We start from the raw sequence: 15,294 nt of genomic DNA, 5'->3' as shown, positions 1-15,294 counted from the left end.
CGGTGCGGCAAGGCTTGCCGCCGTGCAGGCGCTCTACCAGATGGATGTGGCCGGCGCCGGTCTGCTGGAGATCGCCGCCGAATACGAGGCGTTCCGGCTCGGCAAGGAAGTGGACGGCGCCACCTACCGCGAGGCCGATGCCCAGTGGTTCCGGGCTATCCTGTCGGGCGTCGTCGAGAACCAGAAGACCATCGACCCGGTCATCCGCCAGGCGCTGACCGAGGATTGGCCGCTGTCGCGGCTCGATTCGACGCTGCGCGCCATGCTGCGCGCCGGCGTTTTCGAGCTGATGGAGCGCAAGGACGTGCCGGTCGCCGTCATCGTCTCCGAATATGTCGACATCGCCAAGGCTTTCTACGAGGACGAGGAGCCTAAGCTGGTCAATGCGGTGCTCGATCGCGTGGCGCGGCGGGTGCGTGGCGAGGGTCGCGGGAGGGACGCTTCTTGACGGACGAAGCTCGCCAGCGCGAGGCACGGCGCACCGCGCTGATCCTTGCCACGTCGCAGGCGATCATCGGCTCCGCTGCGCCCATCGCGATCTCGCTTGGAGGGCTCGTCGGTTTCTATCTGCTCGGAGCGGACAAGTCGCTGGCCACCGCGCCAGTGACGGGATTCAATGTCGGTGTAGCGCTGGGCGCGTTGCCGGCGGCAGCGCTGATCAAGGCCGTCGGCCAGAAGAACGGTTTTCAGCTTGGCACAGTGATCACAGCGCTAGGTGGCGCGACCGCCACCTTCGCGCTGTTCCAGAGCGCGTTCTGGCTCTTTGCCATCGGCCTCCTGATCATCGGCTTGGGCGGGGCTTTCGTGCAGCAATTCCGCTTTGCCGCCGCCGACAACGCTCCGCCCGAGTTCAAGGCGCGCGCCATCTCCTTTGTCTTGGCGGGCGGCATCATCACCGCCATTCTCGGCCCGCAAATCGTCATCCATACGCGCGAATTGCTGGCGCCGGTCATGTTCGCCGGCTCCTTCGCATCGATTCTGGTTCTCGCGGCGGTGGGCGCGATCATCCTGTCCTTCCTGCGCGTCGGCAAGCACGCAGCCTCCGGCGCTGGCGCGGACGATGTCCCGGCGCGGTCATTGCCGGAGATCGTCAGCCAGCCGCGCTTTATCGTCGGACTGGGCTGTGCCGTCGGCGCCTATGCGCTGATGAGTTTTGTCATGACCGGCGCGCCGCTGGCGATGGTCGGCTGCGGCTTTTCGCCGGACGACGCGACGCTCGGCATTTCCTGGCATGTCATGGCGATGTTCGGCCCGAGTTTCTTCACCGGCCGGCTGATCCAGCGCTTCGGCGTCGAGCGCATCATGGCGTTCGGCCTGTCGCTGCTGATCGTCTGCGGCATCGTCGCGCTGTCAGGCGTAGCACTCTGGCAGTTCTGGTCGGCGCTGATCCTGCTCGGGCTGGGCTGGAATTTCGGCTTCATCGGCGCCACCGCGATGGTGGCCGGGACCTACCGGCCGTCCGAAAAGGGCAAGGTGCAGGGTTTTCACGACTTCATTCTGTTCGGGTCGGTCGCCTTCGCCTCGCTGATGTCCGGTGCGGTCTACAACGCCTGGGGCTGGGAGATGCTGAACTGGATCATCTTCCCGGTGACGATTGTCTGCCTTCTGGCACTGGTTGTGCTGAGGATGCAGCGCAGGGCCGTGCAGGCGGCCTGACCCAATCCGGTCGGGCGGTCGCGTGTCGGCGATGTTCTTCACGGGTTGCACCCATTTCGATCACGCCGGGATCATCCGCATGGTACGCCGGCCGTTCGCCTCGGTCGAGGAGATGAACGAGGCGATGATCGAGCGCTGGAACGCCAAGGTCGGGCCGAACGATACCGTCTATCACCTCGGCGATTTCGGCTTCCTCAAGAACCAGCGGCGTCATGACGAAGTGCTCGACCGTCTCAATGGCGAGATCCATCTCATCCACGGCAACCACGACCACACCCTGACCCGCAAGCAGAAGCGCTGGGCTTCCTCCGAAAAGTATCTTGAGGTCGAGACGCCCATGGGACGCTTCGTCCTGTTCCATTATCCGATCGAGGAATGGAATGGCTATTTTCGCGGTGCGATGCACCTTCACGCCCACACGCACCGGCCCGAGAAGGTCGGCGCCGTCGCGCTGCACAGCCGCGTCAATGTGACCGTCGAGGCTTGGGACTACGCTCCTGCGCACGTCGACGAGATTGCGGCGGTGTGGCCGCGCTGACCTCGATGGGTGGTGTCGGGCAAGTCCTGCGCCGGCATTCGGATGGACGAAACGAACCGGCAAGACCGATTTCCGTGACTGCCGAAGGTTGCATCCATCGCGGGACTCGGTGATTGATTGCTACGCTCGTCGGGGAGGAGCCTCGCCATGACCTTGCGTCTCTCCAAGATCGTCATGCTGCTGTGCCTTGCGGCTTTCTGTTTCCTCGTCGCCTTCGGCAACGTCACGGACTACGGGTCGAACTTCGCCTTCGTCCAGCACGTGTTGAGCATGGACACGACCTTTCCCGGCAACGCGCTGATGTACCGGTCGATCACCAGCCCGGCGCTGTGGACCGCGGGTTACTGGCTGATCATTTTCGGCGAGGCGCTGACCTGTCTGTTGTTCCTTGCCGCTGCACTGAATCTGTGGCGCGCCCGCCATGCCAGCGGCCGCGACTTCGACAAGGCCAAGAAATTCGCCGTGATCGCCACCACGTTGGGTTTTCTCGTCTGGTTCTTCGGGTTCATGGCGATCGGCGGCGAGTGGTTCGCCATGTGGCAATCCGGCACCTGGAACGGCCAGGACGCCGCCTTCAAATTCTACATGACAATGCTGGCGGTGCTGATCTTCGTGATCCAGCCCGACCGCGATCTCGAACGGAACTGAGGCCGAGCCGTTCCGGCCGATTTCAATCGATCCAACTGCATTGCCATTTTTGAGTCGTTGCGCGGGTTCGCATCTTTCAGGCGAAAACCGGGCAAAAACCGAACAAATCCTTGACGATAAGGGCTGACTTTCGCATAAGCCGCTACGGAAGATCGGATTCTGCCACACGGCTGCCGGTCTCGTCTCAACGGTCCGGGGAGGGGTTTTCCGGGCTAACCATCAGGGAAAAATCGGCAATGACAATGCTCTACGTCGTCATCGCCTGCGGCCTGCTTTCCATCCTCTACGCCATCTGGGCGACGCAGTCGGTGCTCGCATCCGACCAGGGGAACGCACGCATGCAGGAAATCGCCGGCGCCATCCGCGAGGGTGCGCAGGCCTATCTCGCCCGCCAGTACACGACGATCGCGATCGTCGGTGTTGTGGTCTTCCTGCTCGCCTGGTGGCTGCTGTCGGGCACTGCGGCAATCGGCTTCCTGATCGGCGCTGTGCTCTCGGGCGCGGCCGGCTTCATCGGCATGCACGTCTCGGTCCGCGCCAATGTGCGCACGGCACAGGCGGCGTCCAACAGCCTTGCCGCCGGCCTCGACATCGCCTTCAAGTCGGGCGCCATCACCGGCATGCTGGTGGCCGGCCTCGCTCTGCTCGGCGTCTCCGTCTACTATTTGATCCTCATCGGACCGCTGGGCTATGCGCCGGCCGACCGCGTCGTCATCGACTCGCTGGTGGCGCTCGGCTTCGGCGCCTCGCTGATCTCGATCTTCGCCCGTCTCGGCGGCGGCATCTTCACCAAGGGTGCGGATGTCGGTGGCGATCTCGTCGGCAAGGTGGAAGCCGGTATCCCGGAAGATGACCCGCGCAATCCGGCGACGATTGCCGACAACGTCGGCGACAATGTCGGCGACTGCGCCGGCATGGCCGCGGACCTGTTCGAGACCTACGCGGTGACCGTCGTCGCCACCATGGTGCTCGGCGCGATCTTCTTCGGTGCCGCCGCCAATCTCGGCGCGGTCATGCTCTATCCGCTCGCCATCTGCGGCGCCTGCATCATCACCTCGATCGTCGGCACCTTCTTCGTCAAGCTCGGCGCCAACGGCTCGATCATGGGCGCGCTCTACAAGGGCCTGATCGTCACCGGCCTGCTGTCGATCGTTGGTCTGGGTGCTGCGACCTCGCTGACCGTCGGCTGGGGCGAGATCGGCACCGCCAACGGCATGCCGATCATTGGCACGAACCTGTTCATCTGCGGCCTGATCGGTCTTGTCGTGACCGCGCTGATCGTGGTGATCACCGAATATTACACCGGCACGGGCAAGCGCCCGGTGGTTTCGATCGCCCAGGCGTCGGTCACCGGCCACGGCACCAACGTTATCCAGGGCCTCGCGGTCTCGCTGGAATCGACGGCGCTGCCGGCCCTCGTCATCGTCGGCGGCATCATCTCGACGTTCCAACTCGCCGGCCTGTTCGGCACGGCGATCGCGGTCACCACCATGCTCGGCCTGGCCGGCATGATCGTGGCGCTCGACGCCTTCGGCCCGGTCACCGACAATGCCGGCGGCATTGCCGAGATGGCCGGCCTGCCCAAGGAGGTGCGCCAGTCGACCGACGCGCTCGATGCGGTCGGCAACACCACCAAGGCGGTCACCAAGGGCTATGCGATCGGCTCCGCCGGTCTCGGCGCGCTGGTGCTGTTTGCGGCCTACAGCTACGACCTGCAATTCTTCGCCGCCAAGGCGAACGAGGCAGGCTCGACGCTCTACCCGTACTTCAAGGACATCGGCACGGTTTCCTTCGACCTGTCGAACCCCTATGTCGTCGCCGGCCTGATCTTCGGCGGCCTGATCCCGTACCTGTTCGGCGGCATCGCCATGACGGCCGTCGGCCGCGCGGCTGGCGCGATCGTCGAGGAGGTGCGCAAGCAGTTCCGCGAGGATCCGGGCATCATGAAGGGCACTTCCAAACCCAACTACGCCCGCGCCGTCGACCTTCTGACCAAGGCGGCGATCAAGGAGATGATCATCCCGTCGCTGCTGCCGGTGCTGGCGCCGCTCGTCGTCTATTTCGGCGTGCTGCTGATCTCCGGCTCCAAGGCTTCGGCCTTCGCCGCACTCGGCGCCTCGCTGCTCGGCGTCATTGTCAACGGCCTGTTCGTGGCGATCTCGATGACTTCGGGCGGCGGTGCCTGGGACAACGCCAAGAAGTCGTTCGAGGACGGCTTCATCGACAAGGACGGTCAGAAACACCTGAAGGGCTCCGACGCGCACAAGGCCTCGGTCACCGGCGATACGGTCGGCGATCCCTACAAGGACACCGCCGGCCCTGCCGTCAACCCGGCGATCAAGATCACCAACATCGTGGCGCTGTTGCTGTTGGCCGTGCTCGCGCACGGCTGATCGCAGCGGCTCAACGCCGGAATCAAAAAGGCCCGCGGGAGCGATCTCGCGGGCCTTTTCCTTGGTCACTCGGCGGACGCGCCGTTTCGAGGGGGGCGGATGCCCAGGCGGTGGCTTACGGACCCGCCGGATTCTGACCCGGCAGCGACTGTGGCATGCCGGTCGCGCCCGCAAGGATCTGGCCGATGAAGTTCTGGTCCTTGCCTGCCGTCGGCGTCGTCCGCGAAATGAAGTCGAACACCTTGCCGTCCTGCATGCCGTAATTGGCGATGTTGGTGACACGGCTGTCCTCGCCGAAATAGACGGCCAGCACGCGCTGCTCGATCAGCTTCGGTTTGGCGAAAGCCGCCGCCCGGTAGCGCTTCTGCGAGATGTAGTAGAAGACCTCGTTGTCGAAGGTGGCGGTCGTCGACGGGCTGCCCAGCGCCAGCAGCACCTGTTCGCGGCTGGAGCCAACGGGAACAGAATCAATCTGCTGCTGGTCGATGACGTAACCTTGGGTCAGCGTCTCGCCGGGCGAAAGATTCCCCAGTGCCGACTGCGTGTTGCATGCCGAAAGAACGGCGGCTGCGCCAAGAACGCCGGCAATTCCAATGTGGCGCAATATCGGCCCCCTCTTGAATTCCATCCGCGTCAACAACAACTCCATCCCGCCTGTCCGCCCCTGGCTGCGCCTTGCGCGGCACCGCAAATGCGGTAAACCAGCTTGGGCGACGATGCAACAACACCAGCCGCCAAAGCGCGCGCCGGGGAGTAGTGATCATGTTCCAACGTCTGTTCGGTGGCGAACGCGCCCGCAACCGCCAGATCGTCAGTGCGCTCTATGAGAAAATCGTGGCGGCGGCGCGGCGCGAGACATTTTTTTCCGACTGGGCAGTGCCGGACACGCCGCTCGGCCGATTCGAGATGATCGGGCTGCATATGTTCCTGGTCCAGCACCGCCTTCGCGGCGAGACCGGCGTTGCGCGTGAGATCGCGCAGGAGCTTATCGACGATTTCTTCACCGAGGTGGAACACTCGCTGCGCGAACTCGGCATCGGCGACATGGGGGTGCCGAAGCGCATGAAGAAACTCGCCCGCATGTTCTATGGCCGCACCAATTCCTACGAGGCGGCGCTCGATACCGGCAATCGCGAGGACCTTGCGGCGGCGCTTGCCCGCAACGTCAGGCCCGACGCCGCCGGCTGGAGCCACGCGGCCGATCTGGTGGATTACGTCTTCGCCGCGCGTGATTCGCTGGCTGGCCAGGGCGTTGGCGAGATATGCGCCGGAACGATCGATTTCCCGCGCGCCCCGGTTGCCGCCGGGTGAACTCATGAGACATTCCATGGAAACGAGCCCGATCAGCTTCGAGGTCACGATCTCGCACCTTCCGAAACGCGGCATGCCGGTGACCATAGAGGCGAACGAGGTCGAGCGCGCGTCGCTTGCGAAAATCCACGGTCTGGTCTCCGTCGGGCGGCTTCGCGCCGACCTCGTCGTGACCTCATGGAAACGCAATGGCGTCCAGGTGAGGGGGCGTGTGGAGGCCGATATCGTCCAGTCCTGCGTGGTGACGCTCGAGCCGGTCGCGGGCAAGGTCGACGAGGAAGTGTCGGCCGTGTTCCTGCCGGAGGATTCGAAGCTCGGCCGCGAATCGTTCGGCCTGGGTGGCGAGATCCTGATCGACGTGGATGGGCCCGACAGCCCCGAGACGTTCTCCGGCGACCGCATCGACGTCGGCGCGCTGGCCGAAGAGTTCTTCGGCCTCGGCATCGACCCTTATCCCCGCAAGCAGGGCGCTTCCGTTCCGCCGCCTGAGGCCGCGGCCGCGCCCGAGCCGGAGGAGGGCGCGTTGCAGAAGAAGCTCAGGAAACTCTTCCCGGATTCCTGAATTCGCGGATGGCCTTCCCCGAATTCCGTTGTATGACGGCACAGAACCGCTATTTTCCCACGGCATCCGGCTGGACGATTTGCCGGGCGATCTGCCACGAATGCGAGACGAACACCGCGTGATCAGGATTTCCATCGATGCCATGGGCGGCGACCACGGACCATCCGTGGTCATTCCCGCTCTTGCGAAGGTCGCCAAAAGGCGGCCCGACGTGAATTTCCTGGTCTACGGTCGCACCGACGCCGTGCGTGCCGAACTCGACAAGTTTCCCGCACTCGCCCCGGTCACGCAGTTCATCCATTGCGATGTCGCCGTGCGCATGGATGACAAGCCCAGCCAGGCGCTGCGCCACGGCCGCTGGAAATCCTCCATGTGGCGGGCGATCGAGGCGGTGAAGAGCGGCGATTCGGACGCCTGCGTGTCGGCCGGAAACACCGGCGCGCTGATGGCCATGTCGAAATTCTGCCTGCGCACCATGGCAACCATCGAGCGGCCGGCGATCGCCGCGATCTGGCCGACCTTGCGCGGCGAGAGCGTCGTGCTCGATGTCGGCGCCACCATCGGCGCCGATTCGCACCAGCTGATCGACTTCGGCATCCTGGGCGCGGCGATGGCGCGCGCCGTGTTCGGCGTCGAGCGTCCCAGCGTCGGTCTGCTCAATGTCGGCGTCGAGGAGATCAAGGGCCAGGAAGAGGTCAAGGAGGCGGGCCGGCTGCTGCGCGACGCCAACCTCTCGTCGATGCAATATCATGGTTTCGTCGAGGGCGACGACATCGGCAAGGGCACGGTCGATGTGGTGGTGACCGAGGGCTTTTCGGGCAACATCGCGCTGAAGACGGCGGAAGGGACCGCCCGGCAGATTGCCGGCTATCTGCGCGCCGCCATGAGCCGGACGCTGATGGCGAGGATCGGTTATTTCTTCGCCAGGGGCGCGTTCGAGCGGCTGCGCGAGAAGATGGATGTGCGCAAGGCCAATGGCGGCGTGTTCCTCGGTCTCAACGGCATCGTCGTGAAGAGCCATGGCGGGGCGGATGACGAGGGTTTCGCTTCTGCGATCGAACTGGCATACGACATGATCCGCAACCGGCTGCTCGACCGGATCGAGGCGGATCTCGACCTCTTCCATGCGCGCCACCCGCAGACACCGCGCGCCGCGGCGCCGGAAGAGACCAGGCAGTAGGACAAGATATGATTAGATCCGTCGTGCGCGCTGTGGGTTCCGCGCTCCCGCGCCGTATCATGAAGAACAGCGAATTCGAGGCCACTCTCGACACGTCCGACGAGTGGATCGCGCAGCGCACAGGGATTCGCCAGCGCCACATCGCCGGCCCCGACGAGACGACGGCCTCGCTGGGCGAGGCGGCGGCGCGCGCAGCCCTTGCCGATGGCGGGTTGACGCCGGTTGACATCGACCTGATCGTGCTCGCGACGTCGACGCCCAACAACACTTTTCCGGCGACGGCGGTGGAAATCCAGCACCGCCTCGGCATGCGCCATGGCTTTGCCTTCGACCTGCAGGCAGTGTGCAGCGGCTTCGTCTATGCGGTTGCCACCGCCGACAGCCATATCCGCAACGGGCTCGCGAAGCGGGCACTAGTGATCGGCGCGGAGACTTTTTCGCGCATCCTCGACTGGAACGACCGGTCGACCTGCGTGCTTTTCGGCGACGGTGCCGGCGCGCTGGTGCTGGAGGCGCATGACGGCGAGGGCAGCGTCGCCGACCGCGGCGTGCTGGCAGCCAGCCTGCGTTCCGACGGAACCCACAAGGACAAGCTCTACGTCGACGGCGGCCCGTCGACCACGGGGACGGTCGGCCACCTGCGCATGGAAGGCAAGGAGGTCTTCAAGCATGCGGTCGGCATGATCGCCGACGTCATCGAGGGGACGTTCGCGCAGGCAGGCATCACAGCCGACGACCTGACCTGGTTCGTGCCGCACCAGGCCAACAAGCGCATCATCAACGCCTCGGCGAAGAAGCTCGGCATCGCCGACGAGAAGGTCGTGGTGACGGTCGACCTTCACGGCAACACTTCGGCGGCCTCCGTGCCGCTGGCGCTGGATGTCGCCGTGCGCGACGGCCGCATCCGCAAGGGCGATCTCGTCCTGCTGGAGGCGATGGGTGGCGGCTTCACCTGGGGCGCCGTGCTGGTCCGCTGGTAGGGCGCCCGGCGCGTCTGCTGGCAAAGAGTGCCGGCCGGTCGAAGCCTCGCCTTCGCGTGACGGGCGACGCCGGGCGGCCCGCCATCCGCGGCTGAATGCCGGCTGGCCGCCGTCCTGTCCTAACCGATTGAACCGATTTGGATTCTTTTATGCGAACCGGCCGGTTCGGTTCTTGACCTCATCTGGGCAATTTCCTAACGTCCTGCGGCTCCCGAGATTGCGGATTTGAGGAGGCCGGAAAAGTCATGACGGGCAAGACCCTTACGCGCGCCGATCTGTCTGAAGCCGTCTACCGGAAGGTAGGGCTTTCCCGTACGGAATCCGCCGAACTGGTGGAGACCGTGCTCGACGAGATCTGCGAGGCGATCGTGCGCGGCGAGACGGTGAAACTGTCTTCCTTCGCCACCTTCCACGTACGTGGCAAGAACGAGCGCATCGGCCGCAATCCCAAGACCGGCGAGGAAGTGCCGATCCTGCCGCGGCGCGTGATGACCTTCAAGGCGTCGAACGTGCTGAAGAACCGCATCCTGCGCTCCCATCAGCAGAAGTCCAAGGCTGGAAAATAGCATTCTCGCAATAGCGGTTGACGACCGGCACGGCGATTCGCGCGGGTCTTGAATTCGTGTCCATAAAGGTCTGAAATAAACGGCGAATCGGTTCGGCCTGCCGGATGCCGACGATATTCTCCGGTGATCCGTCCTCAAGGCAGACCGGAAGGTGACCCATGGACAAGAGCCCCGACGCATTCCGCACGATCTCCGAGGTGGCCGAGGATCTCGATCTGCCGCAGCACGTGCTGCGGTTCTGGGAGACCCGCTTCAACCAGATCAAGCCGATGAAGCGTGGCGGCGGCCGGCGCTATTACCGGCCCCAGGATGTCGAACTGATCAAGGGCATCCGTCACATGCTCTACGACCAGGGCTATACGATCAAGGGCGTGCAGAAGCTGCTGCGCGAGAACGGCAATCAGTTCCTGATGTCGGTCGGCAATGGCGACATGGCGGCGATCGAGGCGATCAGCAAGCGTACGCAGGCGGCAGCAATTCCGCTCACGCCCGCCGCCCAGCCCCGCGGCGATGACGAGCTTCTCGTCGGCGAGGCGAAGGCAAAACCCAGCCGACGCTTCTTCGGTCTCGGCAAGGCCGAGGAAGAAGGTCCTGTCTCGTCCGATTCGGCAAAGCTTTCGCGCGACAACCGCGCTCTTCTGCAGGAAGCGCTGTTCGATCTGCTGGAATGCAAGCGCCTGCTCGATCAGGTTCGCTGAGTTCAGTTGGCCGAGGAATGCGGCCAGCCGGCTATTCGGAGATGTGCGCTATCCTGACCGGCATGATGGACTGAAAATCCGCTTGCCGGCTTCCACCACGCTCGATGACGCGCAATTGCGCGTTGAGAACTCCGGGTCGCAGGCAGGTCGCCGGCTTTCAGCCTTGGTCCTCTACGTCGGTGGTCGGGCGGTCGCCGCCGCTGGCGAGTTCCTCATGCCATTGGCCTTGCGCATCCTGGAATTCGATGCCTTCGGTGTTGCCGCCGAGTTGCTGCTCGGAGGCGGCGATGCGGGCCGCGGCCAGCGCATCCGCGTGGGTGCGGAACGTTTCGGAAAAGACGTCGCCGACCTTGTAGGCCCATCCGCCATCATGCTCGACCACGCGATAGATAACCTGCGTCATGAACGCTTCTCCTTTGCTCGCGACAGAACGGCGAAGACGGGCAGGGGTTCCGGCCGGCATCACCCTGCACGACCTTAACACGCGAAGACTAATCCGGCTCGTTGTCGAAGGGCAGTTCGTAGAAAATGGGGGGAAATTTTTGGTCGGAGTGGCGGGATTCGAACCCACGACCCCTTGACCCCCAGTCAAGTGTCAACACCTAACTAAACCTCCCATATCAAAGCGTCGCATTCTCACCAGTCCCTTGTATTTCAAGGGAGTGTTAGCATATGATGGCGTCCGATAGCAACACCGGGTAACACCCTCTAACGCGGCACTTCTGTTACCCCTTGTTACCCCTAAGGGCATTTGACCATGGCAAGTGTGCTCACCTCACGCAGCGTCGAGGGCGCAAAACCGGCCAATTCGAGGCGGGAGATTCCGGACGGGGCGCTGCCCGGCATGTACCTTGTAGTCCAACCCTCCGGCGCAAAATCGTGGGCGCTTCGCTATCGCGTCGGTGGGAAACCCAAGAAGCTCACGATCGGTCCGACCCTCTTGAAGCGAGATGGTCCGGAGGTCGATGAGGTCTTGCCGCTAGGGCAGGCAATGACCCTCGCCGAGGCCCGGCGCGCGGCACGCGCTGCCTTGCAAAACGTTGCGGAAGGTACGGACCCCAGCGAAGCGAAGAAAGCGATAAAGGCCGCGCCCGTGCTCCAAGCGGAGGCCGATCGGGATACAGTGGAAAAGTTGGGTGAGCGTTTCGTTGATCGCTATTGCAAGCCTCGCAATCGATCATGGAAGGAGGTCGACCGACAGTTCCGGTCGGAGATCAATCCGGTGATGGGAACCCGACGTGTTCAGGACGTCGCCAAGCGCGACGTGCTCGACCTTCTTGACGCAATAGTTGATCGCGGCAGCCCAGTCACCGCAAATCGTGTCCTTGCGACGCTGAAGACATTTTTCAGGTGGCTGGAAGACCGTGACGTCGTCGCATCAAGCCCGGCCGAAAAAGTGAAAAAGCCTTCGGCTGAATCGAGCCGGGAAAGGGTTTTGACCGACGCTGAAATCAAGCTTTTCTGGAAAGCCACCGCAGGTTTTGAGTATCCGTTCGGCCCTATGTGGCGATTCCTTTTGCTCACCGGCCAACGTCGAAACGAGGTCGCCGGGATGATGCGCGCGGAACTCGACCTAGACGAAAACAATCCCTGTTGGACGATCCCGGCGAACCGGACGAAAAATGGACTGAAGCATGTCGTGCCATTGGGGCCCGCATGTGTTGACATCCTCGCCGCCCTGCCTCGCATCGGCAAGAAGGGCTTCGCGTTTACGACAACCGGCGAAACCGCAGTATCTGGGTTTAGTCGATCCAAGGCGAGGCTGGATGCTGTCATGCTCGGACTTCTGAAAAAACAAGCAGCGGAGGCCGGCGGCAATCCGGAAGAGGTCGCTCTCGCTCAGTGGGGCCTCCACGATCTTCGCCGCACAATGGTGACCCGCATGGCGGCGCTTGGCGTTGGCTTGCCTGTTATCGAACGCTGTGTGAATCATACTTCGGGCAGCTTCGCCGGGATCGTTGGCGTTTATCAACTGCACGAATTCATCGCCGAACGTCGGCAGGCATTCACGACGTGGGCGAACTTCATTGATGCCCTTGTCAGCGGTGAGTCGACGGCGTCGAATGTCGTCATGCTTAGGGAGGCGGTGGCGTGACACCAGCACTTAAGGCGGCTCTCGCCGTGGCCGCCGAAGAAGTCGCGGCAATTATTCGGCATGAGGACGACAAGCCCACCGCGTCGGCACTCGCGGAGGTGGCGGACATGCTTGAGCATCTGAGCAACCGCGCATCGTCGCCGCTTTTTAAGCAGTTGAAGCGCGAGGTCTCTTCAAGCGGCGGCGACGGCAACAAGCGAGAACTCAAGGAGATGGTTCTGGCCGTGGCGGCGTTCCTTTTTATGGCCGGCAATACCAAAAAACGGGCCTCGGAGATTGCGGTTGACGAATGTGAATTTTCGTCGGTCCCCGCTCTGATGCGGCGATTAAAGGGTGTAACCGACCGCCAATCTCTCGAAAAAATTCCTGATTGGTCGGCGATTTGGTCGCGGATAGAAAGCGCGTGTACCGCAGAACGCTACAGCGAGTTTCTAGATAAGTCTCGGCGGGATACTGATCTCGACCTTCGCGTTTTTTCCCGTCTCGTGAAACAGGCGACCGACATTCGAATGCGTCTGCCTCGAGCCGAAAAAACTCGGTGAGACCGGCTCAACTTTCCGTTTGAGTGAGCCGGATATCGTGATGTAGCTAGTTGGGCCTCGTTATCGATTGAGGCCCACTCGATGAAAACAAAGCCGACATTCTTGACCGCTCGCGAGGTCCGCGCGCGCTATGGCGGCATCAGCGATATGAGCCTTTGGAGGTGGCTGAGGGACACGGAACTCAACTTCCCTCAGCCGATGGTGATTCGCCGTCGCCGCCTTTGGCAGGATGACAAACTTGACGCCTTCGACGCGCGCCAACGGCAGGAGGCGTGATGTCCCTTCCCCCACTAAGAAAAAACGCCGGCCGCGTTGCACGCGCGGACCGGCCGCAGATTGCCTCTGATGAAGAACGCATAAGTATTCACTTATTGGCGATCAGAAAGCAAGAGCGACCATGAGCGTGCACAGACTCACCATTGCCGACAGCCGCGCCGGTGTCCTGTCGCGATATCAGACAGCCGCCGAAATCATCGATCTTTCGCGGCTTGACGTGATCAACCGCGCCGCGATCCCGAGCACGGCTCAGCGGATCATGCGGCTCTCGCTTCGCGAGCGCGAAGCCGCCGTGGAAACCGCGCTTGCCAATTTCGAGAAAAAAGTTCGGCAGAAATTTTCGATCACCGATGCCGCACTTGCCGGCGCGGTGATGGTCGTCCGCTTTCGGCTGACCGCCGAAATCGAAAAAATAAGGAATAGGTCGAGATGACCGAGACCACCAAACCAAGTCCCAGTGAGGCGTTCTCGTTTAGCGGGACGCGGCGGGCAAGCCGCTTCCTCCCGGTCGACGCTGTCCGCGTGCCGTGGCCAGCGTCTCCCGAAGACAGGCATGCAGCACTCACCGGTTGGACCTGTGTCGCGATGCGCATTCTAACCGAGCGGCGGTACAGTTTCAGGATCGTTCCGGTAGTGCTGCATTTTGTGAACCGCAAATCCGGCTCACTTTGGCCGACGAATGCGACGATGGCCCAGTTTGCGGGTGGCTGTTCCGTGGATACAATCACGCGGGATATCGCTGCATTCGCCGTTTTCGGCCTTCTGGAGATTGAAATGGCTGCCTTACCCGGCAAGCCATTTAAGCAGCGGATCATGTGGCTTACGACGCCAGTACCCTCCGCCACGGATACGGACATAGGCGATGATCTCGTCTCCGCCATGGATGCGGATGGCCCCTCCGCCACGGATGCGGACCCCATCTCCGCTACAGTGGCGGATGCCCCCTCCGCGACCGTGGCGGAGCAACTTTATAATAGACCTTCAAAGGAGACCCTCGAAAAGACCACAGAAAGGCGAGCGCGCAAGCGCGCTGATTTTGATTTTTCGAATATCAATTTTTTGGAAGAGATCGAAGCAGTGGAGGAAGCCCTCCCCGAAGATCACGAATATGAATCCGCTGATCACCGGATCAATTTTCTCCGGCAGCGTATCGGCACCGATCTCAAAATTAAGAGAGGGACCGCTGACTGGCTGGCGCTCGCCGACAGAGTAAAATCGGCGCTTGCTGAAATGGTGGAGATCGCTCGGAAGCGGAACGCCGAAACCGAAGCGATGTTCGATGCCGAGCCGCCGACGCCGGAAGAGATTTTCTCCAAAATCGAAGAAGCTTATCGCGCCGACCCGGAACACTTTTGCGACCAAGTCCTACGGCCGGACTACGTCAATCTCCGACCGTACCACAATTCGCCCAAAAGAATGCGGCCGCGCACTGTCGAAGACCTCAAGCGTTTTTTTTCGATCAAACACGAATACGAACACATTCGCGAAGCTTGGAACGCCGCCAACCGCGAAGCGCGCCGCCGCCCAAGATGGTTCGATTCTGTGCAGGCCGACTATCGCGATCGAATCCAACATCTGCGTGAGGTCTTTTTCCAGCGCAACTTTCCAATCCTAGACGAGGTCAACCGGCTGTACCCGCTACCGGAAGCGTCTCCGGTCAGCGCCAAGCCTGACCAGCCGAACACGCCGAACCCCATCCCGGCCAGAGAACCGGCGGAAAGCACTCGTTTTCTTTATCAGCGGTTTTTGACAAAATGACCTCCCACGTTTTGGACCGTCTCGGGGTTCGGCCCGCACATGCCCGCTTTCGGTTCGCTGCGGCCGCATGGCACGGCCCGCGCGGTCGCCC

General features: G+C 62.7%; 18 protein-coding genes. 16 read left to right on the top strand and 2 right to left on the bottom strand.

Features of this window, described 5'->3' with window-relative positions; genetic code table 11:
• Nucleotides 1–40: 40 nt before the first annotated feature.
• The 5 genes from nusB to ACSBOB_RS20800 all read left to right on the top strand — a co-directional run bounded on the left by nusB (nucleotide 41) and on the right by ACSBOB_RS20800 (nucleotide 5,235).
• A complete protein-coding gene (nusB, locus tag ACSBOB_RS20820) occupies nucleotides 41–448 on the top strand; it encodes a transcription antitermination factor NusB (protein ID WP_442583783.1) in 408 nt (135 codons plus the stop codon).
• Nucleotides 445–1,656 carry an MFS transporter gene (locus ACSBOB_RS20815; RefSeq protein WP_442577988.1) on the top strand — a complete coding sequence of 404 codons (1,212 nt, stop codon included), beginning with the start codon at nucleotides 445–447 and terminating at the stop codon, nucleotides 1,654–1,656. Before nusB ends, ACSBOB_RS20815 begins: the two co-directional genes overlap by 4 nt.
• Nucleotides 1,657–1,735: 79 nt before the next feature.
• Nucleotides 1,736–2,194 carry a metallophosphoesterase gene (locus ACSBOB_RS20810; protein ID WP_442577987.1) on the top strand — a complete coding sequence of 153 codons (459 nt, stop codon included), beginning with the start codon at nucleotides 1,736–1,738 and terminating at the stop codon, nucleotides 2,192–2,194.
• A gap of 147 nt (nucleotides 2,195–2,341) precedes the next feature.
• Complete coding sequence (locus ACSBOB_RS20805; protein WP_442577986.1) at nucleotides 2,342–2,842, top strand: DUF2165 family protein; 501 nt, start codon at nucleotides 2,342–2,344, stop codon at nucleotides 2,840–2,842.
• 236 nt (nucleotides 2,843–3,078) lie between these two features.
• The gene (locus tag ACSBOB_RS20800) at nucleotides 3,079–5,235 is read left to right on the top strand and encodes a sodium-translocating pyrophosphatase (RefSeq protein WP_442577985.1); all 2,157 of its coding nucleotides are present in this window, start codon (nucleotides 3,079–3,081) and stop codon (nucleotides 5,233–5,235) included.
• A 115-nt stretch (nucleotides 5,236–5,350) separates the two neighbouring features.
• On the opposite strand, the gene ACSBOB_RS20795 is transcribed toward ACSBOB_RS20800, so the two are convergent.
• Nucleotides 5,351–5,863, bottom strand: a complete 513-nt coding sequence (locus ACSBOB_RS20795) for an outer membrane protein assembly factor BamE (RefSeq protein ID WP_442583782.1) — start codon at nucleotides 5,861–5,863, stop codon at nucleotides 5,351–5,353.
• 134 nt (nucleotides 5,864–5,997) lie between these two features.
• Here ACSBOB_RS20795 and ACSBOB_RS20790 point away from each other — a divergent pair, with 134 nt between their 5' ends.
• The 6 genes from ACSBOB_RS20790 (at nucleotide 5,998) to ACSBOB_RS20765 (ending at nucleotide 10,532) form a co-directional block, all read left to right on the top strand.
• A complete protein-coding gene (locus tag ACSBOB_RS20790; protein WP_442577984.1) occupies nucleotides 5,998–6,546 on the top strand; it encodes a ubiquinol-cytochrome C chaperone family protein in 549 nt (182 codons plus the stop codon).
• 4 nt (nucleotides 6,547–6,550) lie between these two features.
• Nucleotides 6,551–7,108, top strand: a complete 558-nt coding sequence (locus tag ACSBOB_RS20785; protein WP_442577983.1) for a YceD family protein — start codon at nucleotides 6,551–6,553, stop codon at nucleotides 7,106–7,108.
• Nucleotides 7,109–7,226: 118 nt separating this feature from the next.
• Nucleotides 7,227–8,288: a phosphate acyltransferase PlsX gene (gene plsX / locus ACSBOB_RS20780; RefSeq protein ID WP_442577982.1), complete on the top strand. Its 1,062-nt coding sequence runs from the start codon at nucleotides 7,227–7,229 to the stop codon at nucleotides 8,286–8,288.
• An 8-nt stretch (nucleotides 8,289–8,296) separates the two neighbouring features.
• Nucleotides 8,297–9,268: a beta-ketoacyl-ACP synthase III gene (locus ACSBOB_RS20775; protein WP_442577981.1), complete on the top strand. Its 972-nt coding sequence runs from the start codon at nucleotides 8,297–8,299 to the stop codon at nucleotides 9,266–9,268.
• A 245-nt stretch (nucleotides 9,269–9,513) separates the two neighbouring features.
• A complete protein-coding gene (locus ACSBOB_RS20770) occupies nucleotides 9,514–9,834 on the top strand; it encodes an integration host factor subunit alpha (protein ID WP_442577980.1) in 321 nt (106 codons plus the stop codon).
• A gap of 158 nt (nucleotides 9,835–9,992) precedes the next feature.
• The gene (locus ACSBOB_RS20765; protein ID WP_442577979.1) at nucleotides 9,993–10,532 is read left to right on the top strand and encodes a MerR family transcriptional regulator; all 540 of its coding nucleotides are present in this window, start codon (nucleotides 9,993–9,995) and stop codon (nucleotides 10,530–10,532) included.
• Between the two features lie 157 nt (nucleotides 10,533–10,689).
• Here ACSBOB_RS20765 and ACSBOB_RS20760 read toward each other — a convergent pair whose 3' ends face one another.
• The gene (locus ACSBOB_RS20760; RefSeq protein ID WP_442577978.1) at nucleotides 10,690–10,935 is read right to left on the bottom strand and encodes a DUF2188 domain-containing protein; all 246 of its coding nucleotides are present in this window, start codon (nucleotides 10,933–10,935) and stop codon (nucleotides 10,690–10,692) included.
• A gap of 354 nt (nucleotides 10,936–11,289) precedes the next feature.
• On the opposite strand from ACSBOB_RS20760, the gene ACSBOB_RS20755 reads away from it, so the two are divergent.
• The 5 genes from ACSBOB_RS20755 to ACSBOB_RS20735 all read left to right on the top strand — a co-directional run bounded on the left by ACSBOB_RS20755 (nucleotide 11,290) and on the right by ACSBOB_RS20735 (nucleotide 15,203).
• A complete protein-coding gene (locus ACSBOB_RS20755) occupies nucleotides 11,290–12,627 on the top strand; it encodes a tyrosine-type recombinase/integrase (protein ID WP_442577977.1) in 1,338 nt (445 codons plus the stop codon).
• Nucleotides 12,624–13,169 (top strand): hypothetical protein, encoded by a 546-nt coding sequence (locus ACSBOB_RS20750; protein ID WP_442577976.1) that lies wholly within the window; start codon nucleotides 12,624–12,626, stop codon nucleotides 13,167–13,169. Before ACSBOB_RS20755 ends, ACSBOB_RS20750 begins: the two co-directional genes overlap by 4 nt.
• 81 nt (nucleotides 13,170–13,250) lie before the next feature.
• Nucleotides 13,251–13,445 carry a DNA-binding protein gene (locus ACSBOB_RS20745; protein WP_442577975.1) on the top strand — a complete coding sequence of 65 codons (195 nt, stop codon included), beginning with the start codon at nucleotides 13,251–13,253 and terminating at the stop codon, nucleotides 13,443–13,445.
• A gap of 121 nt (nucleotides 13,446–13,566) precedes the next feature.
• Entirely contained in the window at nucleotides 13,567–13,878 is a 312-nt protein-coding gene (locus tag ACSBOB_RS20740) for a hypothetical protein (protein WP_442577974.1), read from the top strand.
• Nucleotides 13,875–15,203, top strand: a complete 1,329-nt coding sequence (locus ACSBOB_RS20735) for a hypothetical protein (protein ID WP_442577973.1) — start codon at nucleotides 13,875–13,877, stop codon at nucleotides 15,201–15,203. Before ACSBOB_RS20740 ends, ACSBOB_RS20735 begins: the two co-directional genes overlap by 4 nt.
• The last annotated feature ends 91 nt before the right edge of the window (nucleotides 15,204–15,294 follow it).

Origin of the sequence: Mesorhizobium sp. KACC 23794 (assembly GCF_052180275.1) — a bacterium.
Taxonomy (GTDB): Bacteria; Pseudomonadota; Alphaproteobacteria; order Rhizobiales; family Rhizobiaceae; genus Kumtagia.
This window is presented reverse-complemented; position numbering and strand designations above follow the sequence as displayed.

Bases quoted from the DNA above. Each gene is read 5' to 3' on its own strand.
- ACSBOB_RS20735 (WP_442577973.1), top strand. From the start codon at position 13,875: ATGACCGAGACCACCAAACCAAGTCCCAGTGAGGCGTTCTCGTTTAGC.
- ACSBOB_RS20765 (WP_442577979.1), top strand. From the start codon at position 9,993: ATGGACAAGAGCCCCGACGCATTCCGCACGATCTCCGAGGTGGCCGAG.
- ACSBOB_RS20760 (WP_442577978.1), bottom strand. From the start codon at position 10,935: ATGACGCAGGTTATCTATCGCGTGGTCGAGCATGATGGCGGATGGGCC.
- ACSBOB_RS20770 (WP_442577980.1), top strand. From the start codon at position 9,514: ATGACGGGCAAGACCCTTACGCGCGCCGATCTGTCTGAAGCCGTCTAC.
- ACSBOB_RS20800 (WP_442577985.1), top strand. From the start codon at position 3,079: ATGACAATGCTCTACGTCGTCATCGCCTGCGGCCTGCTTTCCATCCTC.
- ACSBOB_RS20795 (WP_442583782.1), bottom strand. From the start codon at position 5,863: ATGGAATTCAAGAGGGGGCCGATATTGCGCCACATTGGAATTGCCGGC.
- ACSBOB_RS20790 (WP_442577984.1), top strand. From the start codon at position 5,998: ATGTTCCAACGTCTGTTCGGTGGCGAACGCGCCCGCAACCGCCAGATC.
- ACSBOB_RS20785 (WP_442577983.1), top strand. From the start codon at position 6,551: ATGAGACATTCCATGGAAACGAGCCCGATCAGCTTCGAGGTCACGATC.
- ACSBOB_RS20755 (WP_442577977.1), top strand. From the start codon at position 11,290: ATGGCAAGTGTGCTCACCTCACGCAGCGTCGAGGGCGCAAAACCGGCC.
- ACSBOB_RS20775 (WP_442577981.1), top strand. From the start codon at position 8,297: ATGATTAGATCCGTCGTGCGCGCTGTGGGTTCCGCGCTCCCGCGCCGT.
- ACSBOB_RS20810 (WP_442577987.1), top strand. From the start codon at position 1,736: ATGGTACGCCGGCCGTTCGCCTCGGTCGAGGAGATGAACGAGGCGATG.
- ACSBOB_RS20745 (WP_442577975.1), top strand. From the start codon at position 13,251: ATGAAAACAAAGCCGACATTCTTGACCGCTCGCGAGGTCCGCGCGCGC.
- ACSBOB_RS20805 (WP_442577986.1), top strand. From the start codon at position 2,342: ATGACCTTGCGTCTCTCCAAGATCGTCATGCTGCTGTGCCTTGCGGCT.
- ACSBOB_RS20740 (WP_442577974.1), top strand. From the start codon at position 13,567: ATGAGCGTGCACAGACTCACCATTGCCGACAGCCGCGCCGGTGTCCTG.
- nusB (WP_442583783.1), top strand. From the start codon at position 41: ATGGATGTGGCCGGCGCCGGTCTGCTGGAGATCGCCGCCGAATACGAG.